This window comes from Pseudomonas sp. FP198 (genome assembly GCF_030687895.1).
Classification (GTDB): Bacteria; Pseudomonadota; Gammaproteobacteria; order Pseudomonadales; family Pseudomonadaceae; genus Aquipseudomonas.
The window spans coordinates 1142707-1168284 of record NZ_CP117452.1 but is presented as its reverse complement, the minus strand read 5'-3'; the positions used below and the strand labels follow the sequence as shown (position 1 = coordinate 1168284).

Annotated in this window: 26 protein-coding genes and 1 pseudogene; 3 read left to right on the top strand and 24 right to left on the bottom strand. The window is 61.7% G+C overall.

Features of this window, described 5'->3' with window-relative positions:
- Positions 1–3 precede the first annotated feature (3 nt).
- From cyoA to PSH78_RS05435, 3 genes are all read right to left on the bottom strand, one after another.
- Positions 4–936 carry a ubiquinol oxidase subunit II gene (gene cyoA, locus PSH78_RS05445; protein ID WP_305499008.1) on the bottom strand — a complete coding sequence of 311 codons (933 nt, stop codon included), beginning with the start codon at positions 934–936 and terminating at the stop codon, positions 4–6.
- A 14-nt stretch (positions 937–950) separates the two neighbouring features.
- Positions 951–1193, bottom strand: a complete 243-nt coding sequence (locus PSH78_RS05440; RefSeq protein WP_305499007.1) for a YdcH family protein — start codon at positions 1191–1193, stop codon at positions 951–953.
- Between the two features lie 160 nt (positions 1194–1353).
- On the bottom strand, positions 1354–2241 hold the full coding sequence (locus tag PSH78_RS05435) for an MBL fold metallo-hydrolase (RefSeq protein ID WP_305499006.1): 888 nt from the start codon (positions 2239–2241) through the stop codon (positions 1354–1356).
- Between the two features lie 207 nt (positions 2242–2448).
- Here PSH78_RS05435 and xseA point away from each other — a divergent pair, with 207 nt between their 5' ends.
- The 3 genes from xseA (at position 2449) to leuA (ending at position 6779) form a co-directional block, all read left to right on the top strand.
- Entirely contained in the window at positions 2449–3828 is a 1380-nt protein-coding gene (xseA, locus tag PSH78_RS05430) for an exodeoxyribonuclease VII large subunit (protein ID WP_305499005.1), read from the top strand.
- A gap of 3 nt (positions 3829–3831) precedes the next feature.
- On the top strand, positions 3832–4653 hold the full coding sequence (locus tag PSH78_RS05425) for a peptidoglycan DD-metalloendopeptidase family protein (protein ID WP_305499004.1): 822 nt from the start codon (positions 3832–3834) through the stop codon (positions 4651–4653).
- 446 nt (positions 4654–5099) lie between these two features.
- On the top strand, positions 5100–6779 hold the full coding sequence (gene leuA, locus PSH78_RS05420) for a 2-isopropylmalate synthase (protein WP_305499003.1): 1680 nt from the start codon (positions 5100–5102) through the stop codon (positions 6777–6779).
- Between the two features lie 182 nt (positions 6780–6961).
- On the opposite strand, the gene PSH78_RS05415 is transcribed toward leuA, so the two are convergent.
- The 21 genes and pseudogenes from PSH78_RS05415 to cysE all read right to left on the bottom strand — a co-directional run bounded on the left by PSH78_RS05415 (position 6962) and on the right by cysE (position 25578).
- Complete coding sequence (locus PSH78_RS05415; protein ID WP_305499002.1) at positions 6962–7378, bottom strand: hypothetical protein; 417 nt, start codon at positions 7376–7378, stop codon at positions 6962–6964.
- A 64-nt stretch (positions 7379–7442) separates the two neighbouring features.
- Positions 7443–8237 (bottom strand): amidohydrolase, encoded by a 795-nt coding sequence (locus PSH78_RS05410; protein WP_305499001.1) that lies wholly within the window; start codon positions 8235–8237, stop codon positions 7443–7445.
- On the bottom strand, positions 8225–9373 hold the full coding sequence (locus PSH78_RS05405; RefSeq protein ID WP_305499000.1) for a pyridoxal phosphate-dependent aminotransferase: 1149 nt from the start codon (positions 9371–9373) through the stop codon (positions 8225–8227). Before PSH78_RS05405 ends, PSH78_RS05410 begins: the two co-directional genes overlap by 13 nt.
- A 230-nt stretch (positions 9374–9603) precedes the next feature.
- Positions 9604–11076, bottom strand: a complete 1473-nt coding sequence (gene der, locus PSH78_RS05400; RefSeq protein ID WP_030139585.1) for a ribosome biogenesis GTPase Der — start codon at positions 11074–11076, stop codon at positions 9604–9606.
- A 200-nt stretch (positions 11077–11276) separates the two neighbouring features.
- Complete coding sequence (gene bamB, locus PSH78_RS05395) at positions 11277–12428, bottom strand: outer membrane protein assembly factor BamB (protein WP_305498999.1); 1152 nt, start codon at positions 12426–12428, stop codon at positions 11277–11279.
- Positions 12421–13064 (bottom strand): annotated as a pseudogene (locus PSH78_RS05390) (YfgM family protein). The gene bamB and the pseudogene PSH78_RS05390 overlap by 8 nt, the downstream one beginning before the upstream one ends.
- 40 nt (positions 13065–13104) lie before the next feature.
- On the bottom strand, positions 13105–14394 hold the full coding sequence (gene hisS / locus PSH78_RS05385; protein ID WP_305498998.1) for a histidine--tRNA ligase: 1290 nt from the start codon (positions 14392–14394) through the stop codon (positions 13105–13107).
- Positions 14395–14416: 22 nt separating this feature from the next.
- A complete protein-coding gene (gene ispG, locus PSH78_RS05380; RefSeq protein ID WP_305498996.1) occupies positions 14417–15526 on the bottom strand; it encodes a flavodoxin-dependent (E)-4-hydroxy-3-methylbut-2-enyl-diphosphate synthase in 1110 nt (369 codons plus the stop codon).
- A gap of 3 nt (positions 15527–15529) precedes the next feature.
- Complete coding sequence (locus tag PSH78_RS05375; RefSeq protein WP_305498994.1) at positions 15530–16552, bottom strand: RodZ family helix-turn-helix domain-containing protein; 1023 nt, start codon at positions 16550–16552, stop codon at positions 15530–15532.
- Positions 16552–17310 carry a type IV pilus biogenesis/stability protein PilW gene (pilW, locus tag PSH78_RS05370; RefSeq protein ID WP_305498992.1) on the bottom strand — a complete coding sequence of 253 codons (759 nt, stop codon included), beginning with the start codon at positions 17308–17310 and terminating at the stop codon, positions 16552–16554. The genes PSH78_RS05375 and pilW overlap by 1 nt, the downstream gene beginning before the upstream one ends.
- A gap of 12 nt (positions 17311–17322) precedes the next feature.
- Positions 17323–18471, bottom strand: coding sequence for a 23S rRNA (adenine(2503)-C(2))-methyltransferase RlmN (rlmN, locus tag PSH78_RS05365; RefSeq protein WP_305498991.1), 1149 nt, complete (start codon positions 18469–18471; stop codon positions 17323–17325).
- 28 nt (positions 18472–18499) lie between these two features.
- Entirely contained in the window at positions 18500–18925 is a 426-nt protein-coding gene (gene ndk / locus PSH78_RS05360; protein ID WP_042727994.1) for a nucleoside-diphosphate kinase, read from the bottom strand.
- A gap of 87 nt (positions 18926–19012) precedes the next feature.
- The gene (gene iscX, locus PSH78_RS05355; protein ID WP_305498989.1) at positions 19013–19213 is read right to left on the bottom strand and encodes a Fe-S cluster assembly protein IscX; all 201 of its coding nucleotides are present in this window, start codon (positions 19211–19213) and stop codon (positions 19013–19015) included.
- A gap of 13 nt (positions 19214–19226) precedes the next feature.
- Positions 19227–19568, bottom strand: coding sequence for an ISC system 2Fe-2S type ferredoxin (gene fdx / locus PSH78_RS05350; protein ID WP_039592120.1), 342 nt, complete (start codon positions 19566–19568; stop codon positions 19227–19229).
- Between the two features lie 3 nt (positions 19569–19571).
- Positions 19572–21434, bottom strand: a complete 1863-nt coding sequence (gene hscA / locus PSH78_RS05345; protein WP_305498986.1) for a Fe-S protein assembly chaperone HscA — start codon at positions 21432–21434, stop codon at positions 19572–19574.
- Positions 21435–21484: 50 nt separating this feature from the next.
- Positions 21485–22006: a co-chaperone HscB gene (gene hscB / locus PSH78_RS05340; protein WP_305498984.1), complete on the bottom strand. Its 522-nt coding sequence runs from the start codon at positions 22004–22006 to the stop codon at positions 21485–21487.
- A gap of 8 nt (positions 22007–22014) precedes the next feature.
- On the bottom strand, positions 22015–22338 hold the full coding sequence (gene iscA / locus PSH78_RS05335) for an iron-sulfur cluster assembly protein IscA (protein ID WP_003185155.1): 324 nt from the start codon (positions 22336–22338) through the stop codon (positions 22015–22017).
- Between the two features lie 25 nt (positions 22339–22363).
- The gene (iscU, locus tag PSH78_RS05330) at positions 22364–22750 is read right to left on the bottom strand and encodes a Fe-S cluster assembly scaffold IscU (RefSeq protein ID WP_003185157.1); all 387 of its coding nucleotides are present in this window, start codon (positions 22748–22750) and stop codon (positions 22364–22366) included.
- A 43-nt stretch (positions 22751–22793) separates the two neighbouring features.
- On the bottom strand, positions 22794–24008 hold the full coding sequence (locus PSH78_RS05325) for an IscS subfamily cysteine desulfurase (protein ID WP_305469825.1): 1215 nt from the start codon (positions 24006–24008) through the stop codon (positions 22794–22796).
- 50 nt (positions 24009–24058) lie between these two features.
- The gene (iscR, locus tag PSH78_RS05320; RefSeq protein ID WP_030139599.1) at positions 24059–24550 is read right to left on the bottom strand and encodes a Fe-S cluster assembly transcriptional regulator IscR; all 492 of its coding nucleotides are present in this window, start codon (positions 24548–24550) and stop codon (positions 24059–24061) included.
- Positions 24551–24801: 251 nt separating this feature from the next.
- Positions 24802–25578 carry a serine O-acetyltransferase gene (gene cysE / locus PSH78_RS05315; protein ID WP_305498982.1) on the bottom strand — a complete coding sequence of 259 codons (777 nt, stop codon included), beginning with the start codon at positions 25576–25578 and terminating at the stop codon, positions 24802–24804.

Here is a 25578-nt window from a genome sequence, read left to right as displayed (position 1 = left end):
GTCTTACTCCTGCGCGGATCTTTGAGTCCCGACGGGAGACTCGATGCTGCCCTGCATGTCGTGCATCCGATGCTCTACTTCACGGGAACGATTCATGCCTTCGTACTTGTCGATGATGCTCTGGAACAAGTCCGGCTGGACCGATGCGTAATGCTCCACCGGATGCTTGAACGTCGGCTTGGCAAGCCGGGCATAACTGTCCTTGTCCAACCGCCCCTGCCCTGCCCGCACATTGGCGACCCACTTGTCGAAGCCCGCCGCATCGGTAGCGAGTGTCCGAAAGTGCATGTCGGAAAATCCCGGGCCGTTGTAGTTGGCGGCGATGCCCCGGTACTCCCCGGCCTCGTTGGCGATCAGGTGCAGTTGGGTCTGCATGCCGGCCATGGCGTAGATCTGCCCGCCCAGCGCCGGGATGAAAAACGAGGTCATGGCGCCGTCCGAGGTCACGCGAAAGTTCACCGGTGTGTCCAGCGGCATGGCCAGTTCGTTGACCGAAGCAATGCCCAGCTCCGGATAGATGAACAGCCATTTCCAGTCGGTCGCGATGACCTGCACCACCAGCGGCTTGACGTCCGAATCCAGCGGTCGGTACGGATCCAGCGCATGGGTCGACCTCCAGGTGACCACGCCGAGAATGATGATGATCACCAGCGGGACGCCCCAGACCACCGTTTCGATCTTGCGTGAATGCGCCCATTCTGGCGTGTACCTGGCCTTGGTGTTGGAGGCGCGGTACTTCACGGAAAAGACCAATGCCATGACGATGACCGGTAGCACCACCAGCAACATCAACAGCGTCGAGAGAATGATCAAGTTGCGCTGGTCAACGCCGACCTGTCCCTTGGGATTGAACAACACCATGTCGCAACCGCCGAGCAACAGCATCCCGCCGACCAGCAACAACCTTGATAGATGCCAAGGCAGTCGAATTCGCATGTCTTACGCTTCGCTTATTGAGTGGCTGTCAGTTGCCGGGCGATCCTGTCTTTGATCGACAGGCGCTGTTCCTTGAGTCTGCGGATGTCGTCGTCCTCGACGTTGCCCGCCGATATCGATTCGGCCGCCAGGACCTGGTTATCCACGTCCGTGTATTCGTCCAGCAGCCGATCAAGTTCCGGGTCTTGCTGGCGACGCTGTTGGACCGTTTCTTTGCTGCAATTCAAATCCTGGTAGAGATCATGAGAAGCAGGCATGGCCTTCTCCTTTTAGCAGGTTGTCGGGTACACGATTTTTAGAATTGGCCCTTCCGGCTAAGTTGAGAGAAACATCTGGAAACGGTGACGAACGGCACTACGGAAAAAAAAAGCCCACGAAACGTGGGCAAAAGGGAAGCAGTTATTGCGCCTTGGCGGCTCAGGACGATTGTTTACCAGCCGCCGGCGACATGGCAGTGGAATCCACCCGGACCGTGTGCGCCTGGTTTACCGCCCGCTCCCATTCCCTGGCATCGTGACTGCAGAGAATCTCGACGTGCCCGTTCTGGACTCGCGCCAACTCGCGAAGACGATCCTGATTGCGCATCCGTGCTGAACGGTAGGTGTCCATCATGTATTGGTAGAACCTCAGCCCCGGCGGGCAATGGCGCTCGGGTTGATGGACTTCGTCATGGAAAAAATAGGCATCACCCGCGTGCAGCAGCCAACCGTCCGGAGTGCGCAGGGCAATCCCGGCATGTCCGGCGGTGTGCCCCTGAAGCGGCACCAGGAAAATGTCCTCTTCCTCGGCGCCGATCAGTGCTTGCACCGAATCGAAGCCGAACCAGGTATCGCCTTCGGGGGCATAGAACTCCCAGCTATCGACGCCCTGCCACTGCCGCGCCTGGAACCGTCGCCGGCTTATCCAGGTGTCGGCGCTGCGGGCCGTCGCCATCTCGTCGCGCATTACATGCACCCGGGCCTGGGGAAAATCCTGGAGCCCGCCGGCGTGATCGAAATCCAGGTGCGTCAGCAGGATGTGCCGTACATCGTTGGCCTCAAAACCCAGGCGCCGCACCTGCTCCAAAGCCGTGAGGCGATGCTCGAACTGGATGTTGTTGAACACTCGAAAGAATCGGCTCAGGCGTTGCGGTGTCTGCACATCTCGCTGGCCAAACCCGGTGTCCACCAGGACCAGGCCGTTGGTGTCGGTTTCAATCAGCAGGCAATGACACACCAGGCACGCCGTCAGCCCCCGGCTGTAACCATCGAACAGCGCCCCGCCTACCGGGCACATGCACCCGCAGTTCAGGTGGTGGATACGCATGGATGGCCTCCTTTCGCAGGGATATTCGTCTCTTGAAATAGATTGGAAGCAGGCGAGGTGAATTCCGCGCAGGCGACGGGCGGCGCAACGCATAAGCTGTGGAAACGGGCCCGCTCGAAGCAGGCGACTCCGCTTGACTGGAGGTACGCAGGAGGAAATTTCTACATACATGGAGATTCGCAAGCGAATCCCCTTATCATGCCGCCCATGATTAAAGATCCCTTTGCCCGACTGGGCCTGGACCGCGAGGTCCTGACTGTCAGCCAGCTCAACGGCCGTGCGCGGGTGTTGCTCGAAGACGTGTTCAGCAACATCTGGGTCGAGGGCGAGATCTCCAACCTCGCCCGCCCCGCTTCCGGCCACGTGTATTTCACGCTCAAGGACAGCGGCGCCCAGGTGCGTTGCGCGCTGTTCCGACAGAACGCCGCGCGGGTGCGCCAGGCATTGAAAGACGGGCTGGCGGTGAAGGTACGCGGCAAGGTCTCGCTGTTCGAGGGCCGTGGCGACTATCAGCTGATCCTCGACACCGTGGAGCCGGCCGGCGATGGCGCCCTGCGCCTGGCGTTCGACGCCCTGAAGGAAAAGCTCAGCGCCGAAGGCCTGTTCAGTGCCGAGCGCAAGGTGCCGCTGCCGGCCCATCCGCAACGCATCGGCATCATCAGTTCGCCCACCGGCGCGGCGATCCGCGACATCATCAGCGTGTTCCGTCGCCGCGCGCCGCAGATTTCCCTGACGCTGATTCCAACCGCCGTGCAAGGCCGTGAAGCCACCGCACAGATCGTCCGCGCCCTGAAACTGGCCGATGCCCGTGGCTTCGATGCGCTGATCCTGGCTCGGGGCGGCGGTTCGCTGGAAGACTTGTGGTGCTTCAACGAAGAAGCCGTGGCTCGTGCGGTAGACGCCTGCGTCACGCCCATCGTCAGCGCGGTAGGCCATGAGACCGACGTCTCCATCAGCGATTTCGTCGCCGATGTGCGCGCCCCGACTCCGTCCGCCGCCGCCGAACTGCTCGCACCGGACGCCGGCGACCTGGTGCGTCGGGTCGAAAGCCTGCACCGGCGCCTGGTGATGCGCATGCGCGACCGCCTGATGCGCGATCAACTTCGCCTCGAGGGCCTCACCCGCCGCCTGCGCCATCCCGGCGAACGCCTGCGCCAGCAAGCCCAGCGCCTCGACGACCTGGACATGCGCATGCGCCGCGCCTTCGAACGCAGCCTCAATACCCGCCGCGAACGCCTGATTCGCCTGGAAACCCGCCTGGCCGGGCAACATCCGGGCCGTCAGCTGGCCATGTTGCGCCATCGCCTCGACAGTCTCGCCGAACGCCTGCCCCGAGCCATGCGCGAAGGCCTGAAAACCCGCCGCGTACAGTTGCACAATCAGATGCAGACGCTGCATATCGTCAGCCCGCTGGCGACCCTGGGTCGCGGCTACAGCATCCTGCTCGACGAACGCGGCCATGCAATCCGCAACGCCGGGCAAACCCGCACCGGCCAGCGCCTGACCGCCAGGCTCGGCGAAGGCGAACTGCTGGTGCGCGTCGAAGACAACCACCTGACACCGGTCACCCTTTCTCTACTGGATTGATTCATGCCGCGATTTCTCGCTCCCCTGCTCTTGCTGTGCCTGGCCGCCAACGCCCACGCTGACAGCTACATCACTCGCCTGCTGAACAAGCCGGTGCCCGGCGGCGTGGCCGTGGTGGATCTGGGCAGCGCGGCCCAGGCGCCGAAAGCCACGTACCAGGGCAAACCGGTGCTGGTGGTCAAGGAACAGCAGAACTGGCTGGCAATTGTCGGCATTCCGCTGACCGTCCAACCCGGCACCCAGCAGATCAGCAGCGGCGGCACCAACCAGCCCTTCGTGGTCGGCTACAAGAAGTACCCCGAGCAGCACATCACCCTGAAAAACAAGCGCCAGGTCAATCCGGACCCGGCGGATCTGAAGCGCATCGAGGCCGAGCTTGCGGTGCAGTTGAAGGCCTACCGCAGCTTCAGCCCCAACATCCCCAGCAACCTGCTGCTGGACAAACCGGTGAACGGCCCGCTGTCGAGCAAGTTCGGGGTGCGCCGCTTTTTCAACGGCGAAGAGCGCAACCCGCATTCCGGCCTGGACTTCGCCGTGCCCGCCGGCACGCCGATCAAGACCCCGGCCGCTGGCAAGGTGATACTCACCGGCAACTACTTCTTCAATGGCAACACCGTATTCGTCGACCACGGCCAAGGCTTCATCAGCATGTTCTGCCACATGTCCAAGATCGATGTGAAGGTCGGTGAGCAACTGGCGCGCGGCACCGTGGTCGGCAGGGTCGGCGCCACCGGCCGCGCAACCGGGCCGCATATGCACTGGAACATCAGCCTGAACGATGCGCGGGTGGATCCGGCGATTTTTATCGGGGCGTTTCAACCCTGAATATTTGCGGTGCGGCTACTGGCCTCTTCGCGAGCAGGCTCGCTCCCACAGGGATCCGCGTTGCGCTACGGACCTGATGTGGGAGCGAGCCTGCTCGCGAAGACGGCAGTCGTATCGCCCCCACCTCAGAAATTGCGAAGCTCAAAACATCAACGCAATTTCCATAATATTTAATCCAGAAACCAGCGATTAAATCTCGCAAACCCGCCCAAAAACAGAACTTCTCCCAATTTTCCCCGACTGCTTGCAACCCCCCGGCCACGCGGTTAGGGTTGAGGGCATGAAAACCTCTCACACCCTCATTCAGCTTCGCCAGCACCGCAGCCTGTGCCTCGTCAGCGCACGACTGCCGGGCTGAATCGCGGCACCTCGTCCAGGCGTGAAGCCAACCCGTTCGAACCACCGGCAGGCCGCCTTTTCCCGGCCACGACAATAAGGATTTCCCCATGAGCATGCTCAAAGACCCGTCTTCGAAGTACCGCGCCTTCCCGACCATCAACCTGCCGGATCGCACCTGGCCGTCGAAGACCATCACCGCCGCGCCGATCTGGTGCAGCTCCGACCTGCGCGATGGCAACCAGTCGCTGATCGAGCCGATGGATGCGGCCAAGAAGCTGCGCTTCTGGAAAACCCTCGTTGCAGTGGGCGTGAAGGAAATTGAAGCATCGTTCCCGGCCGCTTCGCAGACCGACTTCGACTTTGTGCGCACCCTCATCGAAGAAGGCCACATCCCGGATGACACCACCATCCAGGTGCTGACCCAGGCCCGTGAAGACCTGATCGCTCGTACCTTCGAGTCCCTGCGTGGCGCGAAGAAAGCCATCGTCCACCTGTATAACGCCACCTGCCCGTCGTTCCGCCGCATCGTGTTCAACCAGGACAAGGAAGGCGTGAAGGAAATCGCCGTGAACGCGGCCAAGCTGTTCGTCAAATACGCCGCCCAGCAGCCGGAAACCCAATGGCAGTTCGAGTACTCGCCGGAAACCTTCAGCGCGACCGAGCTGGAGTTCGCCAAGGAAGTCTGCGACGCGGTGATCGAAGTGTGGAACCCGACGCCTGAGCGCAAGGTGATCCTCAACCTGCCGGCCACCGTCGAAGTCGCCACTCCGAACATCTACGCCGACCAGATCGAGTGGTTCCACCGCAACATCACCCGGCGTGACAGCGTGCTCATCAGCCTGCACACCCACAACGACCGTGGCACCGGCGTGGCCGCCACCGAGCTGGGCCTGATGGCCGGCGCCGACCGTGTCGAAGGCTGTCTGTTCGGCAACGGCGAGCGCACCGGCAACGTCGACCTGGTGACCGTGGCGCTGAACCTCTACACCCAGGGCATCGACCCTGAGCTGGACTTCTCCGACATCGACGGCGTGCGCAAAGTCGTCGAGGAATGCAACCAGATTCCGGTCCATCCACGTCACCCGTATGTCGGCGACCTGGTCCACACCGCGTTCTCCGGCTCGCACCAGGACGCAATCCGCAAGGGCTTCGCCCAGCAGAAACCGGACACCCTGTGGGAAGTGCCGTACCTGCCGATCGACCCAGCCGACATCGGCCGCAGCTACGAAGCGGTGATCCGCGTGAACAGCCAGTCGGGCAAGGGCGGCATCGCCTACCTCCTGGAGCAGGAATATGGCATCAGCCTGCCGCGTCGCATGCAGATCGAGTTCAGCCAGGTGGTACAGCGTGAAACCGATCGCCTGGGCCTGGAAATGACTGCCCAGCAGATCCACGCCCTGCTCCAGCGCGAATACCTGCAAGCCAACACTCCGTACGCGCTGGTCAGCCATCGCCTGCAGGAAGAGAACGGCAACAGCGCCGTGGAAGTGGAAGTCGCCAGCAAGGGCCAGGGCGAGACCAACCTGCACTGGCGTGGCAGAGGCAACGGCGCGCTGGAAGCGCTGGTGGCCGGGCTGCCGATTCCGGTGGAAATCATGGACTACAACGAACACGCCATCGGCGCCGGCACCAACGCCAAGGCTGCGGCGTACATCGAACTGCGCGTCAATGGCGAACGTGCGGTGCATGGCGTGGGCATCGATGAAAACATCACCACGGCGAGCTTCAAGGCGCTGTTCAGCGCGCTGAACCGCTCGCTGAGCCAGCCGGAAGCCAAGGCGGCTTGATCGGTCGCTGAAAAACAAAAGGCCCCGGGGTGTGAACCTCGGGGCCTTTTGTTTGGCTGGTGGTTTGCGCTGTCTGTCAGGGCCTCATCGCGAGCAAGCTCGCTCCCACAATAGTCGGCGTTATGCAAAACAATGTGGGAGCGAGCTTGCTCGCGATAGCGGCCTAACAGGCAACACAAATATCAGGCATGGGTATCGATCGAAACCGTCATCGCCTGCAGCAGCGCGGCCTGCAAAGTCTGCAATGTGGCCTGGGTTCCCATGATCTGGGTCTGGATCGCCATGGCCTGCTGGGCTTTCTGCTCCTCATTGGCTCGGCTTTTCTGCACGCGGGCCAACTGGGCCTGCTGGTCGGCCAGCAACTTTTCGGTCCGCTCGATCTGCTTCTTCAGTTGCTCGATGATATCGCTGCCGTTGCTGCCGCCAACACCGGCGATATTCGCGCCGCTGGTATCGACTTTCAGTTCCTTGTCCTTGTCTTCGTCGGTGTCAGGCGATACCACCGGACTGACGGCTTTTTCTTCCTCGGCGCCCCTGATGGAGACTTTGGGGGCCGACAACGGATATGGGTTTACGGTCGTTGCGCTGATACTGGTCATGGGGACTTCTCCTTGGCTGACCTGTTATCGGCGTGCAATACCGTTCCTTGAGGGCTGAATCGTTTCAATAGACGAATTCGAAGCGATCAGCGTCCAGGTTCGCCGGGAAGCGTGTGCGATACGCCGCCAGGTCCGCCGCGCTCAGGCACACCGTGAACACGCCGTCGGCCTCGCCGGCACTGAGCAGCGTCTCGCCCTGGAAGTCCAGCACCTGACTGTCACCGGTATAAGCGAAGCCCTTGCCGTCGGTGCCGATCCGGTTCACCGCCGCCACGTAACAGAGGTTTTCGATAGCCCGTGCCGGCAGCAGCCGGTTCCAGTGCTGGCGCCGGGCGCCCGGCCAGTTGGCGGTGTACAGCAACAGGTCGGTGTCCTCGGCATCGCGACTCCACGCCGGGAAGCGTAGGTCGTAGCAGATCAGCGGCCGAATGCGCCAGCCCTTGAGCTCGAACAACACCTGCTGGTCACCCGGTGTGTAATGGTTGTGCTCGCCGGCCATGCGAAACAGATGGCGCTTGTCGTAATGCAGCACCTCGCCATCCGGACGCGCCCACAGCAAGCGATTGCGATGGCTGCCGTCGGCGGCCTGGATGATCACGCTGCCGGTTATCACTGCGTCCAGCTTTGCCGCCTGGGCCTTGAGCCACTGGCTGGCGGGGCCGTTCTCCGGTTCGGCCAGGGCCTCGGACTCCATGGAAAAACCGCTGGTGAACATTTCCGGCAGGATGATCAGGTCCGCCCCGCGCGCCTGTTCGAGCAGCGCGTCGAAATGTTCCAGGTTGGCCCGGCGGTCATGCCAGGCCAGCGTGGTCTGGATCAAGGCAATGTTCAGATTGGGCAACGCGCTTAGATCACGCATAGTTTTTCCGCCGCTTCACGCAGCGTCTCCTCGCGTTTGGCAAAGCACAGGCGCACCAGGCGCTGACCCTGCGGCGGGTTCTGGTAGAACACCGAAATCGGAATGGTCGCCACGCCGTGTTCGCGGGTCATCCACAGCGCCATGTCGACGTCATTGAGGTCCGGGCGGATCTGCGAATAATCCACCAACTGGAAATACGTGCCGGCGACACGCTTGAAGCTGAAGCGCGACGGCGCCAGCAGATCGCAGAACAGGTCGCGCTTGGCCTGATAGAAATCCGGCAGCTCATCGACGTGCTCCGGATGTTCGGCCATGTAGTCGGCCAACGCGTACTGCAACGGTGTCACGCCGCAGAAACTGACGTACTGGTGAACCTTGCGCAGCTCCGCCGTCAGGGCCGCTGGTGCGACGACGTAGCCGGTTTTCCAGCCCGTGACGTGGTAGGTCTTGCCGAACGAACTGACGACGAAGGCGCGGCGGTAGAGTTCTTCGTGGGCAAGGACGCTGACATGGGGCACGTCGTCGAACACTAGGTGTTCATAGACTTCGTCGCTGATCAGGTAGATGTCGCGATCGCGAATCAACGCCGCCAACTGGTCCAGCTCGGCGCGGCTGATCAATGCGCCGCTGGGGTTGTGCGGCGTGTTGAGGATGATCATCCGTGTGCGTGGGCTCAGGGCTTCGCCAAGCTTCTGGAAATCGATGGCAAAGTCGTCCAGGCCCAGTTGCACATGTACGCAACGCCCGCCGGCCAGTTGCACGGCAGGTTCGTAGCTGTCGTACGCTGGGTCGAAGACGATCACTTCGTCGCCGCTGTGTACCACCGCCGCGATGGCGCAGAAAATCGCCTGGGTCGCGCCGGGGGTCACGGTGACTTCCTGATCGGCGTCGACACTGGCGCCATAGCTGCGGGCGATCTTCGCCGCGATCTGCTGGCGCAGGGCTGGCAGGCCGGTCATCGGCGAATATTGATTGTGGCCTTGGGCGATATGCCGGCCCACTGCATCACGCAGGGCCTGCGGGCCATCGAAATCGGGAAACCCCTGGGACAGGTTCAGCGCACCGGTCTGCGCGGCAAGCTGGGACATCTGGGTGAAAATGGTGATGCCGACATTCGGCAACTTGCTGGTGATCATCGAGGGTTCCCTGGGTCTGCACCCGGCTCTGGCGCGGCGCGGGAGAGGTCGAGGATAGCCCAATCGCCGGGCATGAAAAAGGGTGCCCGTGGGCACCCTCTTCAATTGCCTGAACAACCTGTGGGAGCGAGCTTGCTCGCGATTGCGGTGGATCAGTTACATCAATGTTTAATGTACTGCCGCTATCGCGAGCAAGCTCGCTCCCACAGTTGATCTGCAGTGACTACAGGTCAGCGCTTGTCGCGGCGCTTTTTGTCGGCCTTCTTGTGGTGCGACATCAAGCGGCGCTTCTTGTTGACCTGGCGGTCGGTAAGCGTGTTCTTGTTGCCTTCGTACGGGTTCTCGCCGCCCTTGAACTCGATGCGGATCGGCGTACCGACCAGTTTCAGGACGCGACGGTAAGTGTTCTCCAGATAACGAACGTAGGACTTGGGCACCTTCTCGATCTGGTTACCGTGGATCACGATGATCGGTGGGTTGGCACCGCCCAAGTGGGCGTAGCGCAGCTTGATCCGACGGTTGTTGACCATCGGTGGCGCATGCTCGCCGACCGCGTCTTCAAGGATCTGGGTCAGGCGGTTGGTCGGCCAGCGGGTAACCGCCGACTTGAACGAGTTCTGCACCGAGGCGTAGAGGTTGCCCACGCCGGTACCGTGCAGGGCCGAGATGAAGTGGATGTCGGCAAAGTCGACGAAGAACAGCCGACGCTGCAGTTCGACCTTGACGTAATCGCGCTCGCTCGGCGTCATGCCGTCCCACTTGTTGATCGCGATGACCAGTGCACGACCGGCTTCCAGGGCAAAGCCCAGCAGGTTCAAGTCGTGATCGACCACGCCTTCGCGGGCGTCCATCACAAAGATCACCACGTTGGCGTCCTTGATCGCCTGCAGGGTTTTGACCACGGAGAATTTTTCGACTTCTTCGTGGATCTTGCCGCGCTTGCGCACACCGGCCGTGTCGATCAGCGTGTACTTCTCTTCGTTACGCTCGAAGGGAATGTAGATGCTGTCACGGGTGGTGCCGGGCTGGTCGTAGACGATGACCCGGTCTTCACCGAGCATGCGGTTGACCAGCGTCGACTTGCCGACGTTCGGGCGGCCGATGATAGCGATCTTGATGCCGTCCTTTTCGCTCGGACCCGGAATGCGCTTGGCTTCCTCGCCCTCGGCAACGATTTCTTCCTCGCCCTCTTCCGGCTCGTCTTCGTCGTCCTTGGGGAAATCAGCCAGGGCGATTTCCAGCATCTGGGTGATGCCGCGACCGTGGGCACCGGCGATCGGAATCGCCTGGCCCATGCCCAAAGGTGCGAACTCGGCGCGAGCCATGTCCGGATCGATGTTGTCGACCTTGTTGGCAACGACGTAGGAACGCTTGTTACGTTTGCGCAAATGCTCGGCGATCATCTGGTCGGCGGCGGTAAAACCAGCCTTGGCGTCTACCAGGAACAGCACCACATCGGCTTCTTCGATGGCGAGCAGCGACTGCTCGGCCATTTTTTCATCCATGCCGTGTTCATCACCGGAGATGCCGCCGGTGTCGACCAGAATATAGGTACGCCCTTGCCACTTGGCCTCACCGTATTGGCGATCACGGGTCAGACCGGACAAGTCGCCGACGATAGCGTCGCGAGTCCTGGTCAGGCGGTTGAACAAGGTGGACTTGCCGACGTTCGGTCGGCCCACCAGGGCGATTACGGGAACCATGCGGCTCTCCACTTCGTTATTTCAGAAAATACAAAAGCCGCTGCGAGGCAGCGGCTGGTGCTCGGGGGCCACCTTGTGGGAGCGAGCCTGCTCGCGAAAGCAGTGAGTCAGTCGACATACAGGCCGCTGGACCAGCGCGTTCGCGAGCAGGCTCGCTCCTACAAAGGTGAAGCCGCTTGGGAATTAACCCAAGCATAGTCTTACTTGATGGTCAGGGCTTCCAGTTTGCCACTGTTGCCATACACATAGATCATGTTTCCCACCACCAGCGGACGGGCACGCAGGCCGTCGCTGTCGATGCGCTCGCGACCGACGAAACGACCGTCGACCTGGCTGAGCAGGTGCAGGTAACCTTCCAGGTCACCCACTGCAACGTAGCTGGAGAACACTTCCGGGGCCGACAGTTGACGACGGGCCAGGGAATCGTTGCTCCACAATGCGGTGGTGGAACGCTCGTCAACGCCTTCGACGGTGCCCGAGGACAGGCTGACGTAGACGCTGCCGAAACCTTGGGCGACACCGGCGTAGCTCGACGCATCGCGCTGCCACAATGGTCGACCGCTTTCCAGGTCCAGCGCCGCAACGCGGCCCTGATAACTGGCGACGTACAGCGTACCGCCGGACAGCAGCAGGCCGCCGTCGATGTCGACCACACGCTCCAGCTCCGAACGACCTTGCGGGATCGCTACGCGCTGCTCCCAGACCGGTACGCCGTTGGAAATATCCAGGGCCACGACTTTACCGGTCGACAAGCCAGCCACCGCGAGGCGGTTGGTGACGATCGGCGCGCTGGTGCCACGCAGAGTCAGTACCGCCGGAGTGCTGTCGTACAACCAGCGCTGGTTGCCGGTGGCGGCATCCAGGCCAATCAGACGGTCATCCTGGGTCTGCACCACCACCACGTCACCGTTGGTGGCGGGCGGCGCGAGCACTTCGCTGGTCACGCGGGCGCGCCATCGCTCTTCACCGCTGCTCGCGTCCAGAGCGACGATCTCGCCCTTGAGCGTGCCGATCATGACCAGCCCGTAACCCACGCCAACGGCGCCGGACACAGGCAGCTCAAGATCCTTTTCCCATTTGACGTCGCCGCTCATGCGATCCATGGCCATGACCACGCCTGTCACGTCGCCGGCATAGATGGTGTCGCCGTCGATGGCCGGTACCAGCATGTTGTAGGTTTCACCCTGGCCGTCACCGATGGAGCGGCTCCATTGCTTCTGCAGCACGACTTCTTCTTTGAAGTCGGTCAGTTCGGCCGGAGGCAGTTCTTTCTTGCTGTTGCTGCTGCAACCCGCGGCCAGAATGGCCAGGGCCAGCAATGCTGCATGTTTCCAACGGATCACGTCACGCATCCCCTTTGGCCAGGTCGTCCAGCTTGATTTGCAGGCCACCGACTGCGGCTTCATCCGACAGCGCAGCCTTGGCTTTTTGGTAGGCCGCATGGGCCTCATCGGCGCGGCCCAGCTGTACCAGCAGGTCGCCCTTGAGTTCTTCGCGGGTCGCCAGGAACGCCTTGTCGGCGTCGCCGTCGAGCAGCTTCAGCGCGTCTTCGGCCTTGTTTCTGTGCCGCCAGCACCTGCGCCAGGCGCTGACGCGCGACTTCGCCCAGGGTCGGGTTGGCCGGTTTGTCGACGATGGCTTTCAGCTCGGTGACCGCGTCGTCCAGCTTGCCGCTGTCAACCGCGACCTTGGCCACGAACAGGCTGCCGTACTGGGCGTAGGCGGTGCCGCCGAACTCTTTGTTGAGCTTGCCGGCCAGGTCCGCCACGCGCGCCGCGTCAGGCTTGCCGTCCGGGGTCAGCGTGGTTTCCAGCAGTTGCTGGTAAAGCACCGAGGCACCTTGCGACTGGTTGCTCTGGTATTTCTGATAGGCCTGCCAGCCGAACACGATGACCAGCGCCAACAGGCCGCCGGTGACCAGCGGCTTGCCGTTGCGCGTCCACCAGTCCTTCAAATCCGCCAGCTGTTTCATCTTCGGTACTCGACACCCCAATACTCCTTAATCGCTAAATCGGCTGTTTGACAGCTTCAACCCTGCACGACGCAGGTGGCCAGGTGTGCAGCAAGCGCATCCCAGGCAATACTTTGTTGTTCGCCCTGGCCACGCAGGGGTTTGAAACCTACCACTTGTTGGGCCAGTTCGTCGTCACCAAGAATCAGGGCGTACAGTGCACCGCTCTTGTCGGCCTTCTTGAATTGGCTCTTGAAACTGCCGGCGCCGGCGTTGATCTGCAGGCGCAGGTTGGGCAACTGATCACGCACTCGCTCGCTCAGGGCCAGTGCGGCCAGTTCGGCGGCCTCGCCAAAGGCGCAGAGGTACACATCGACCTGGCGGGCCAGTTCTTCCGGCACCTTGTCCAGCGCTTCAAGCATCAGCACCAGGCGCTCGATACCCATGGCAAAACCCACGCCCGGGGTCGGCTTGCCGCCCATCTGCTCCACCAGCCCGTCGTAGCGGCCACCGGCACACACGGTGCCCTGGGCGCCGAGCTTGTCGGTGACCCACTCGAAGACGGTCTTGCTGTAGTAATCCAGGCCACGGACCAATTTGGGGTTGATCACGTAAGGGATGCCAACGGCGTCGAGACGTGCCTTCAGCCCTTCGAAATGCGCGCGGGATTCGTCGTCGAGGTAGTCGGCCATTTTCGGCGCGTCCACCAGGATCGCCTGGGTCTCCGGGTGCTTGGTATCAAGCACGCGCAGCGGGTTGGTCTTCAGGCGGCGCTGGCTGTCTTCGTCGAGCTTGTCGACATGGGCGGACAAAAATTCCACCAACGCCTCGCGGTAGCGGCCACGGGATTCGCTGGTGCCCAGGCTGTTGAGCTCGAGCTTGACCGCATCGCGCAGGCCCAGCTCGCCCCACAGGCGCCAGGTCATCACGATCAGCTCGGCGTCGATGTCCGGACCTTCCAGGTTGAACACTTCGAGGCCGATCTGGTGAAACTGGCGATAACGACCTTTCTGCGGACGCTCGTGGCGGAACATCGGGCCGATGTACCAGAGTTTCTGCACCTGGCCGCCGCCGGTGATGCCGTGCTCAAGCACTGCACGCACGCATGCTGCCGTGCCTTCGGGGCGCAGGGTCAGGGAATCGCCGTTGCGGTCGTCGAAGGTGTACATCTCCTTTTCGACGATGTCGGTCACTTCACCGATGGAGCGCTTGAACAGCTCGGTGAACTCGACGATGGGCATGCGGATCTGCCGGTAACCGTAGTTATCCAGCAGGCGTGCGACGGTGCCCTCGAAATAGCGCCACAGGGGCGTCTGCTCGGGCAGGATGTCGTTCATGCCACGAATGGCTTGCAGAGACTTGCTCACGTGTATTCCTTAATCTTGCGACTTAACCGCGCGCGATGACCGCTGCGTCGGCTTCGACCTTTTCGGCCGCTTTCTGGCGGATCAGCTTTTCCAGCTCATCCACCAGATTGTCATTCGTCAGTTTCTGCGACGGCTTGCCGTCGATGTAAATCAGGTTCGGCGTGCCGCCCGTCAGGCCAATATGGGCCTCCTTGGCTTCGCCGGGGCCGTTGACCACGCAACCGATCACCGCGACATCCAGCGGCACCAGCAGGTCTTCAAGACGCCCTTCCAGCTCGTTCATGGTCTTGACCACATCGAAGTTCTGCCGCGAGCAGCTCGGGCAGGCGATGAAGTTGATCCCACGGGAACGCAGGTGCAGGGACTTGAGGATGTCGTAGCCGACTTTCACTTCCTCGACCGGGTCCGCCGCCAACGAGATGCGGATGGTATCGCCAATCCCTTCGGCGAGCAGCATACCGAGGCCGACGGCAGATTTCACCGTACCCGAGCGCAACCCACCGGCTTCGGTGATGCCCAGGTGCAAAGGCTGGACGATTTCCTTGGCCAGCAGGCGGTAGGCTTCGACAGCCATGAACACGTCGGAGGCCTTCACGCTGACCTTGAAGTCCGGGAAATTCAGGCGTTCGAGGTGCTCGACATGGCGCAGCGCCGATTCCACCAGGGCGGCCGGAGTCGGTTCGCCGTACTTCTTCTGCAGGTCTTTTTCCAGGGAACCGGCGTTGACGCCGATGCGGATCGGAATGCCCCGGTCACGGGCGGCATCCACCACCGCGCGCACCCGATCTTCGCGACCGATGTTGCCCGGGTTGATGCGCAGGCAGTCGACGCCCAGCTCGGCCACGCGCAAGGCGATGCGGTAGTCGAAGTGGATATCCGCCACCAGCGGCACCTTGACCAGCTGCTTGATCTTGCCGAACGCCTCGGCGGCGTCCATGTCCGGCACGGATACACGGACGATGTCGACGCCGGCGGCTTCAAGACGATTGATTTGCGCGACCGTGGCGGCCACGTCATTGGTGTCGCTGTTGGTCATGCTCTGCACAGCGATTGGCGCATCGCCGCCCACGGGCACGTTACCGACCCAGATTTTCCGGGATTCGCGACGCTTGATAGGAGATTCGCCGTGCATGACTTATTGACCCAACTTCAGGCGAGCGGTCTCGCCACTGGTGAACGGAGCCACATCGACCGGCTGGCCGTTGTAGCTGACCTGCGCGCCACGGGCATAGCCCAGGCGTACGGCAAACGGCGGCCTGCCGTTGACGGACGTGCTGTCGCCCTTGCGCTTGAGGCCGCTGAACAGGACCTTGCCGTTGCCGTCGGTGATCTGCGTCCAGCAATCGGCGGTGAACTGGATCTGTACCTGGCCATCGCCGGGCGCAGGAGCCGGGGCCGCCGGGGTTGCTGGCGCTGCTGGCACGGCCACGGTTGGCGCTGGCGTGGCAGGAGCAGGAGCCGCCGGGTTGGTCGGCGCGCTGCCGGCATGGGCCGGAGCCGTGGGGGCGGCAGGCGTTGGGGCTGGCGCGGGAACGGATGGCACGACAGGCTCGGCACCCGCGGCGGCATCGGTCTCGCCGTTATCCTGGCCTTGAGGCAATGCCAGGGCAGTTTCACCCTCGGTCTGCCCTTCGACAACAGCCTGGTCTTCCGGCTCATCCAGCGGATGAATCTGGGTGGTGCCGTCGGCGCCTTCGACTTCGACATGCTCAGGGTTCATCGCAACCGGCTCCTTGCTGCGCAAGGAAGCCTGATCCTGCCACCAGACGAAACCGCCACCGATCACCGCAATCAGCAGCAACAGGCTGACGATACGCAAAATGGTGTGGGAGACGCGCACTGGCTCCTCGATACGGCCCAGGCTGTGCACACTGCTGCCTTGGGCGTCGGAACCGGTGTATTGATCGAATTGCTGGACCAGCATGGTCTGGTCCATGCCAAGCAACTTGGCATAGGCGCGGATGTAGCCCCGGGCGAAAGTATGCCCAGGCAATTTGTCGAACGCGCCGGCTTCCAGGTTGCTCAGGGAAGTCACGGTGAGATTGAGCTTGAGGGCCACTTCGGCCAGCGACCAACCATTGCTTTCGCGGGCTTGACGCAGGGTCTCACCGGGATTTACGCGAGTCGCTGCTACAACTTCGGGATGCGCCGCTTTCATCATTGCTCCGACAGGTATTGCTGATATTCCGGCGTACCGGGATAGAGTCTTTTGAGTTGCAGGCCATAACTGGCGGCCTTGTCACGATCTTCAAACACATGCGCCAGCCGAACGCCGAGCAATAGACTACGTGCATTTTGCTCGCTGAGCAGGCTAAACCGCTCGTAATAGTCGCGAGCGGGCACATAATGCCTGTCTTCGTAAGACAACTCAGCCATTTCCAGCAACGCGCGCGGTTGCTGGCGGTTAAGCCGCAGGGCCTTTTCAAGCTGCTGGCGGGCCAGGTCACGCTGGCCGAGTTTCGCGGCGGTCATGCCGAGGTTCTCGAACACCCGCGAACGCTCAGGGTAAAGGGTATCGGCGGCCGCTTGCTCGAAGCGCTCGTAGGCTTCCTTGTAGCGCGCCTGCTCGTAGAGGAAGCTGCCGTAGTTGTTGAGGATCCGGGCGTCTTGCGGGCGGGCGGACAACGCCTTGCGAAAGTGTTCGTCGGCCAATTCCGGCTCCATCTCGGCCTGGAACACCAGGGCCAGCGCCGCATTGGCATCGGCGTCCGAGCTGTCCAGCTCCAGGGCCTTCTTGAGCGGCACCTTGGCCCGTTCGGTCATGCCCTGTTGCAAATAGCCGATGCCCAGCTGCACATAGGCCTCGCGCGCTTCGTCACGGCCCTTGCTGGTTTTCATCGGGTTATAGTCGCCCGACAGAACACAACCGGAACAAAGGCCGGCCAACAGCAACAGCAGCGCAAAGCGCAGGGACATAGAGTTCCTCTCTTAATGACTGTTCGCAGCGTTCTGTACTGCATCGTCCGCGGCGTTCAATTCGCGCACGGCAATGTAGCGTTCGCTGCGACGGGTGCGATCCAGCACCTGTCCTACCAATTGGCCACACGCGGCATCGATGTCTTCGCCACGGGTGGTGCGCACGGTGACGTTGAAGCCAGCGTGGTGAAGCTGATCCTGGAACCGACGAATCGCATTGTTGCTCGGACGCTCGTAGCCGGAATGCGGGAACGGGTTGAACGGGATCAGGTTGATCTTGCACGGAATGTTCTTGAGCAGCTCGATCATCTCGACCGCGTGTTCAACCTTGTCATTCACTTCCTTGAGCAAGGTGTACTCGATGGTCAGCACACGTTTTTCGCCCAGGGACGACATGTAGCGCTGGCACGACTCCAGCAGCATCTTAAGCGGATATTTCTTGTTGATCGGCACCAATTGGTTACGCAATGCGTCATTCGGTGCGTGCAGCGACAACGCCAGCGAGACGTCGATGTGCTTGGCCAGCTCATCGATCATCGGCACCACGCCGGAGGTGGACAGGGTCACGCGGCGCTTGGAGATGCCGTAGCCCAGGTCATCCATCATCAGGTGCATGGCGGCGACGACGTTGTCGAAGTTCAGCAGCGGCTCACCCATGCCCATCATCACCACGTTGGTGATGGCACGGTCGACGGTTGCCGGGACGCTGCCAAAGGATTTGTTGGCAATCCACACCTGGCCGATCACTTCGGCGGCAGTGAGGTTGCTGTTGAAGCCTTGCTTGCCGGTGGAGCAGAAACTGCAATCCAGGGCACAGCCTGCCTGGGACGAAACGCACAAGGTGCCGCGCTTGCCCTGGGGAATGTAGACGGTCTCGACGCAGCTGCCGGACGCCACGCGCACCACCCACTTGCGGGTGCCGTCGCTGGAAATGTCCTGGCTGACCACTTCGGGGCCGCGAATCTCGGCAACGGCCTTGAGCTTTTCGCGCAGGGCCTTGCCGACATTCGTCATGGCGTCGAAATCGTCGACGCCAAAGTGGTGAATCCATTTCATCACCTGACCGGCACGGAAACGCTTCTCCCCGATCGAGTCGAAGAATTTCTCCATTTCCGGCTGGGTCAGGCCCAGCAGGTTGGTTTTGCCGTTCGATGTAGTCATGGATTCACCTTCACTCAAAAGCCTGGGCTTAGCGAGTGGTTACTTCAGTAGCGGAGAAAAAGTAAGCGATTTCGCGAGCAGCGGCGGCTTCGGAGTCCGAACCGTGGACGGCGTTGGCGTCGATGGATTCAGCGAAGTCAGCACGGATGGTGCCGGCAGCAGCTTCTTTAGGGTTGGTAGCGCCCATCAGCTCACGGTTGCGAGCGATGGCGTTCTCGCCTTCCAGCACCTGAACGACAACCGGACCGGAAGTCATGAAGGCAACCAGTTCACCGAAGAAACCGCGCTCGCTGTGCTCAGCGTAGAAGCCTTCGGCTTCGGCTTTGGACAGTTGCTTCATTTTCGAAGCTACAACGCGCAGGCCAGCGTCTTCGAAGCGGGTAACGATCTTGCCGATCACGTTTTTAGCAACGGCGTCAGGCTTGATGATGGAGAAAGTACGTTGAACAGCCATGGTGTAACTCCAGAAACGGTAATTTACGAAAAATTAAACCCGCGAATTATACGCGGGTTCTTGGGTATTGCCTAACCTGCGAGGCGATCAGTCCAATTCTGCGGCCCAGAGCTCCTGAACCGCTTCCAACACCTTCTCGCCGACTCGGCCAGAGGTGGCATCGAAGCCAGGCAGCTCAAGGATCATCTGCTGCAGACGGACGAAACCTACAGAGTACGGATCGAGACCCTCGTGGGCTTCGGCCAATTCTTCCGCGATGCGTTGTACATCATTCCAACCATAGCTCATGACAGTGTCACCATCAGTGCGGCGCTTCGGCCGCATGGTTAAGCGAATATTTCGGAATCTCGACAGTCAGGTCTTCAGTGCCGACGATGGCTTGGCAGCTCAGGCGCGATTGTGCCTCCAGCCCCCAGGCCCGATCGAGGAAGTCTTCTTCCAACTCATCTGCCTCTTCCAGCGAATCGAAGCCCTCACGAATGATGCAATGGCAGGTCGTGCAAGCACAGACGCCGCCACAGGCACTCTCGATCTCGATATGGTGCTCATGGGCCAGCTCAAGAATGGATATCCCGGGCTCGGCCTCCACGACCATGCCCTCAGGACAGAACTTCTCGTGGGGCAGAAAAATCACCTGCGGCATCAGTTATTCCTCGATTTCATTCAGGTTGCGCCCCGCCAGGGCGGCTTTCACCGTCGAGTCCAGGCGGCGGGCAGCAAAGGCATCGGTGACTTGCGACAGACGCTTGGTCTGCTGCTCGATGGCATATCCATCGATGCCCTTGATCAATTCGGAGAGTTCTTGCATCTGCATTTCGATAACCATGCGCTCCTCGGCGTCGAGCAAGCGCTCGCCGTCGGCTTCGAGGGCGGCCTGCACGGCTTCGATCAGGCGCTGGGCGTCGACCTGCTGCTCGCGCAGCACACGGGCGACTTTGTCGTCGCTGGCGTGCTGGAACGAATCCTTGAGCATCTTGGCGATTTCGCCGTCGGTCAGGCCGTAGGACGGCTTGACCTGGATGCTTGCCTCGACGCCCGAACCGAGCTCGCGGGCGGAGACATTGAGCAGGCCATCGGCGTCGACCTGGAAGGTCACGCGAATCTTCGCCGCGCCGGCGACCATCGCCGGGATGCCGCGCAATTCGAAACGCGCCAGGGAGCGGCAGTCGCTGATCAATTCACGCTCGCCTTGCAGCACATGAATCATCATGGCCGACTGGCCGTCCTTATAAGTAGTGAAGTCCTGGGCGCGGGCGACGGGGATGGTGGTGTTGCGCGGGATCACCTTCTCCATCAGGCCGCCCATGGTTTCCAGGCCCAGGGACAACGGAATCACGTCGAGCAGCAGCAATTCGCCGCCGTCGCGCTTGTTGCCAGCCAGGGTATCGGCCTGGATCGCGGCGCCGATGGCGACCACCTGGTCCGGGTCGATTTCAGTCAGCGGCTGGCGGCCAAAAGCTTCGGCAACGGCTTCGCGAACCCGAGGCACGCGGGTCGAACCACCGACCATGACCACGGCCTTGACATCTTCCAGCTCGACGCCGGAATCACGCACGGCACGGCGGCAGGCCTTGAGGCTGCGAGCGACCATGGGTTCGATCAGGGCATTGAAAGCTTCGCGGGTCAGCGTGGCTTTCCACTCACCGTAAGCGACCTCAACGCTGGCGGCGTCGGTCAAGGCTTCCTTCGCGGCGCAGGCGGTTTGCAGCAGATGGCGCTGGGTACCCGGATCGAGATCAGCGGACAAGCCAGCCTGCTCGATGATCCAGCCGGCAATAGCGTGATCGAAGTCGTCGCCGCCCAAGGCGCTGTCGCCACCGGTGGCGAGGACTTCGAAGACACCGCCGGTCAGGCGCAGGATCGAAATATCAAACGTGCCGCCGCCCAGGTCGTAAATGGCGACGAGGCCCTCGGCGTGCTGGTCCAGGCCGTACGCCACCGCAGCCGCCGTCGGCTCGTTGAGCAGGCGCAGCACGTTGAGACCGGCGAGCTTGGCCGCGTCCTTGGTGGCTTGGCGCTGGGCGTCATCGAAATAGGCCGGAACGGTGATCACCGCGCCCACCAATTCACCGCCCAAAGCGGCTTCGGCGCGCTGACGCAGGACCTTGAGGATATCGGCGGAGACTTCTACCGGGCTTTTCGGGCCCTGCACGGTTTCGATGAACGGCATGTGGGATTCGCCGCCGACGAAGCGGTACGGCAGTTGATCGCCCAATTGTTTGACGTCGGACAGACCACGGCCCATCAAGCGCTTGACCGACACGACGGTATTGAGTGGATCGGTGGCGGCGGCCAGCTTGGCCGACTCGCCGACTTCGACGCGATCGGTGTGGTAGCGCACGGCAGACGGCAGGATCACCCGCCCCTGCTCGTCGGCCAGCGGCTCGGAAAGACCGCTGCGCAAAGCAGCGACCAGGGAATTGGTGGTACCCAAGTCGATCCCGACAGCCAGGCGACGCTGGTGCGGTTGTGGACTTTGGCCGGGTTCGGCGATCTGCAGTAGGGCCATCGTAATCAGGACTTATCTGTAATCAGGCGTGCGACCGGAGCGGCACTGGGTTAATCGTCGAGGCGCTCTTCCAACTGGCGCACTTCGTAGGTCAGCTTGTCGAGGAACTGCATGCGCCGCATCAGGCGTTCGGCCTGTTCGCGTTGCGCAGCGTCGTTCCAGCAGGCGGCGAAGCTCTCGTTGAGTTCTTGCTGGGCGTCTTTCAGGCGACGCTTGAAGACCGCGACACCCGCCAGGTCGGCGCTGTCCTGCAGGTCTTCGAGCTCCTCGCGCCATTGCATCTGCTGCAACAGGAACTCGGGATCGTGCACCGTGACTTCCAGGGGCAACTCATGACCGCTGATGGCGAGCAGGTAACGCGCGCGTTTGGCCGGACTCTTGAGCGTCTGGTAGGCCTCGTTGAGGTTCGCCGACTGCTCGAGCGCCCGCCGCTGCTCAGCCTCGGAGGCATCGGCAAAGCGGTCGGGGTGGACACCACGGGCCAGCTCCAGATAACGCGCGGACAACTGATCGAGGTCCAGCTGGAAAGCCGGCTGCAACTGGAACAACGCAAAATGACAAGGAGTACCCACGAGCAGCCTCAGATATTGAAGCTTTCGCCGCAGCCACATTCACCGCGCACGTTGGGGTTGTTGAACTTGAAGCCTTCGTTCAACCCTTCCTTGACGAAATCCAGCTCGGTGCCGTCCAGGTACGTCAGGCTCTTGGGGTCGATGATCACTTTCTGACCATGACTCTCGAACACCTGGTCGTCTTCACCGACTTCGTCGACGAATTCCAGTACATAGGCGAGGCCAGAACAACCCGTGGTGCGAACACCCAGGCGGATACCCTCGCCCTTGCCGCGCCCCGCAAGAGAGCGCTGGATATGGTTAGCTGCCGCTTCTGTCATCTGGATAGCCATGGAAAACTCCTTACCGTAACGCGGATCAGATCAAGCCTTTCTTCTGCTTGTAATCGCGAACGGCGGCCTTGATGGCGTCTTCAGCGAGTACCGAGCAGTGGATTTTCACTGGCGGCAAGGCCAGTTCTTCGGCCAACTGAGTGTTCTTGATGGTTTCGGCTTCGTCGAGGGTCTTGCCTTTCATCCACTCGGTTGCCAGGGAGCTGGACGCGATGGCGGAGCCGCAGCCGTAGGTCTTGAACTTGGCATCTTCGATGATGCCTTGCTCGTTGACCTTGATCTGCAGGCGCATCACGTCGCCGCACGCCGGGGCGCCGACCATGCCGGTGCCGACGTCAGGATCCTGCGCGTCCATCTTGCCGACGTTGCGCGGGTTCTCGTAGTGGTCGATGACCTTTTCGCTATATGCCATTTGCTTCAATCCTCATCAGTGGAGCCGCTCTGGTGGCGACTTCTCAGTGCGCCGCCCATTCGATTTTCGAAATGTCGACGCCGTCTTTGTACATGTCCCACAGCGGCGAAAGAGCACGCAGCTTGGTAACGGCCTCGCAGACTTTCTGCGCGGCGTAATCGATTTCTTCTTCGGTAGTGAAGCGGCCGAAGGTGAAGCGGATCGAGCTGTGAGCCAGTTCGTCGTTGCGGCCCAGGGCACGCAGTACGTAGGAAGGCTCCAGCGACGCCGAGGTGCACGCCGATCCGGACGATACGGCCAGATCCTTGAGCGCCATGATCAGCGACTCGCCTTCAACGTAGTTGAAGCTCAGGTTCAGGTTGTGTGGAACGCGGGCGGTCATACTGCCGTTGACGTAAAGCTCTTCGAGGTGCTCGACCTGCTTGAAGAAACGGTCGCTCAAGGCTTTGATACGGACGTTCTCGGCGGCCATGTCTTCCTTGGCCACGCGGAAGGCTTCGCCCATGCCAACGATCTGGTGGGTCGCCAGGGTACCGGAACGCATGCCACGCTCGTGACCGCCGCCGTGCATGGTCGCTTCGAGGCGAACACGCGGCTTGCGGCTGACGTACAGGGCGCCGATGCCTTTAGGGCCATAAGTCTTGTGGGCCGAGAACGACATCAGGTCGACTTTCAGCTTGGACAGGTCGATGTCGACCTTGCCGGTGGACTGCGCGCCGTCGACGTGGAACAGGACGCCCTTGGAACGGGTCAGTTCGCCGATGGCCGCGATGTCGTTGACGGTGCCGATCTCGTTGTTCACGTGCATGATCGAAACCAGGATGGTGTCGTCGCGCAGGGCGGCTTCGACCATGGCCGGAGTGATGATGCCATCTTCACCGGGCTCGATGTAGGTGACTTCGAAGCCTTCACGCTCCAGTTGGCGCATGGTGTCCAGGACAGCCTTGTGCTCGATCTTGGAGGTGATCAGGTGCTTGCCCTTGGTGTGGTAGAAATGCGCGACACCCTTGATTGCCAGGTTGTCGGACTCGGTGGCACCGGAGGTCCAGACGATCTCGCGCGGGTCGGCATTGACCAGGTCGGCGACCTGGCGACGGGCGTTTTCGACCGACTCTTCGGCTTTCCAGCCAAACACGTGGGAACGCGAGGCCGGGTTGCCGAAGTTTCCGTCGACCAGCAGGCATTCACTCATCTTTTGCGCGACACGCGGATCAACCGGGGTGGTCGCAGAGTAATCAAGGTAAATCGGCAATTTCATGGACTCTCTCCTAAATCAGGCTGGCTGGCGTTCCGCGTGCTCTGCGGCAGTCATTCGACGGCGGACGCTTCAATCTTGTCCAGGTGCGGCGCCTTGCCATTGCAACGGCGCTGGTCCTGACGCTGGGCTACTTCTTGCACCTCACGGCGAGTCACAAGGTCGGCCAAGCTGATACCACTCAGAAATTCGTGAATCTGCAGGCTCAAGTCGCACCACAGATGATGGGTCAAGCAAGTATCGCCGCCGTGGCAGTCGCCCAGCCCTTGGCATTTGGTCGCATCGACCGATTCGTTCACGGCATCGATCACCTGGGCGACCTGGATGCCTTGCATCTCGCGCGACAGCTGGTAGCCGCCACCGGGGCCACGAACGCTGGAGACCAGGTTGCTGCGGCGCAGCTTGGCGAACAGCTGTTCGAGGTAGGACAGGGAGATGCCCTGGCGTTCGGAGATATCGGCCAGGGACACCGGCCCGTGCTGCGCATGCAATGCCAGATCGAGCATTGCGGTCACGGCGTATCGGCCTTTTGTAGTCAGTCGCATGGACAATTACCACGAAGTTCGGAATGGGGGCGAGTATGCAATTCCCGAGTATTTAAGTCAAGTATAAGACCTAGTGCTTTACTCGGGTTTACCCGCAAAAGAGCGCGCGCATGATAGCAAAGGTAGGCGGTTAACGACCAGCTGTACCGCGTTATCGTTCTTCGCGAGCAGGCTCGCTCCCACAGGGGATTGGCGGTGCAGCACAGATCCAGTGTGGGAGCGAGCCTGCTCGCGAAGAGACCTGCCAGGTTTCAGCTAGCCTGGCTTTGGTCCTTGTCCTTCACGCACGCAAAGTCTTCCTCGCGCAGTTCCGGCAGATCCTTGGCACAATAATCGCTCCCCAGCTCCTTCAGGGCGCCGCACATCCCCTCCAGGCGCCCGTCCACCGCTTGCAGATGATCAAGCAACTGGTTGATGGCGCGCGCCACCGGGTCGGGCATGTCTTCGCCGACACCGTAGGCGTCGAAGCCGATCTTCTCGGCCATGGCCTTGCGCCGGGCGTCCTGCTCTTCGTCCGGCTTGACGATGATCCGCCCCGGAATACCCACCACGGTGGCGCCGGGCGGCACAGCCTTGGTGACCACGGCGTTGGAGCCGACTTTCGCCCCCGCGCCCACGGTGAACGGGCCGAGCACCTTGGCGCCAGCACCGACGACCACGCCGTTTTCCAGGGTCGGGTGGCGCTTGCCTTTGTTCCAGCTGGTGCCGCCGAGGGTCACGCCCTGATAGAGCGTGACGTCGTCGCCGATCTCGGCGGTCTCGCCGATGACGATGCCCATGCCGTGGTCGATGAAGAACCGCCGGCCGACCTTGGCGCCCGGATGGATCTCGATGCCGGTCAACCAGCGGCCGAAGTTCGAGACCAGCCGCGCCAGCCATTTCCATCCCATGTTCCACAAGGCGCCGGACAGGCGATGGATCCAGATGGCGTGCATGCCGGGGTAGCAGGTCAGCACTTCAAAGGCATTGCGCGCCGCCGGGTCACGATGGAAGACGCTCTGGATATCTTCACGCAAACGTTCGAACAT

Coding starts and splice junctions, on each gene's coding strand:
- cyoA (WP_305499008.1), bottom strand. CDS start 936: ATGCGAATTCGACTGCCTTGGCATCTATCAAGGTTGTTGCTGGTCGGC.
- PSH78_RS05440 (WP_305499007.1), bottom strand. CDS start 1,193: ATGCCTGCTTCTCATGATCTCTACCAGGATTTGAATTGCAGCAAAGAA.
- PSH78_RS05435 (WP_305499006.1), bottom strand. CDS start 2,241: ATGCGTATCCACCACCTGAACTGCGGGTGCATGTGCCCGGTAGGCGGG.
- xseA (WP_305499005.1), top strand. CDS start 2,449: ATGATTAAAGATCCCTTTGCCCGACTGGGCCTGGACCGCGAGGTCCTG.
- PSH78_RS05425 (WP_305499004.1), top strand. CDS start 3,832: ATGCCGCGATTTCTCGCTCCCCTGCTCTTGCTGTGCCTGGCCGCCAAC.
- leuA (WP_305499003.1), top strand. CDS start 5,100: ATGAGCATGCTCAAAGACCCGTCTTCGAAGTACCGCGCCTTCCCGACC.
- PSH78_RS05415 (WP_305499002.1), bottom strand. CDS start 7,378: ATGACCAGTATCAGCGCAACGACCGTAAACCCATATCCGTTGTCGGCC.
- PSH78_RS05410 (WP_305499001.1), bottom strand. CDS start 8,237: ATGCGTGATCTAAGCGCGTTGCCCAATCTGAACATTGCCTTGATCCAG.
- PSH78_RS05405 (WP_305499000.1), bottom strand. CDS start 9,373: ATGATCACCAGCAAGTTGCCGAATGTCGGCATCACCATTTTCACCCAG.
- der (WP_030139585.1), bottom strand. CDS start 11,076: ATGGTTCCCGTAATCGCCCTGGTGGGCCGACCGAACGTCGGCAAGTCC.
- bamB (WP_305498999.1), bottom strand. CDS start 12,428: ATGCGTGACGTGATCCGTTGGAAACATGCAGCATTGCTGGCCCTGGCC.
- ispG (WP_305498996.1), bottom strand. CDS start 15,526: ATGCACGGCGAATCTCCTATCAAGCGTCGCGAATCCCGGAAAATCTGG.
- PSH78_RS05375 (WP_305498994.1), bottom strand. CDS start 16,552: ATGAAAGCGGCGCATCCCGAAGTTGTAGCAGCGACTCGCGTAAATCCC.
- pilW (WP_305498992.1), bottom strand. CDS start 17,310: ATGTCCCTGCGCTTTGCGCTGCTGTTGCTGTTGGCCGGCCTTTGTTCC.
- rlmN (WP_305498991.1), bottom strand. CDS start 18,471: ATGACTACATCGAACGGCAAAACCAACCTGCTGGGCCTGACCCAGCCG.
- ndk (WP_042727994.1), bottom strand. CDS start 18,925: ATGGCTGTTCAACGTACTTTCTCCATCATCAAGCCTGACGCCGTTGCT.
- iscX (WP_305498989.1), bottom strand. CDS start 19,213: ATGAGCTATGGTTGGAATGATGTACAACGCATCGCGGAAGAATTGGCC.
- fdx (WP_039592120.1), bottom strand. CDS start 19,568: ATGCCGCAGGTGATTTTTCTGCCCCACGAGAAGTTCTGTCCTGAGGGC.
- hscA (WP_305498986.1), bottom strand. CDS start 21,434: ATGGCCCTACTGCAGATCGCCGAACCCGGCCAAAGTCCACAACCGCAC.
- iscA (WP_003185155.1), bottom strand. CDS start 22,338: ATGGCTATCCAGATGACAGAAGCGGCAGCTAACCATATCCAGCGCTCT.
- iscU (WP_003185157.1), bottom strand. CDS start 22,750: ATGGCATATAGCGAAAAGGTCATCGACCACTACGAGAACCCGCGCAAC.
- PSH78_RS05325 (WP_305469825.1), bottom strand. CDS start 24,008: ATGAAATTGCCGATTTACCTTGATTACTCTGCGACCACCCCGGTTGAT.
- iscR (WP_030139599.1), bottom strand. CDS start 24,550: ATGCGACTGACTACAAAAGGCCGATACGCCGTGACCGCAATGCTCGAT.
- cysE (WP_305498982.1), bottom strand. CDS start 25,578: ATGTTCGAACGTTTGCGTGAAGATATCCAGAGCGTCTTCCATCGTGAC.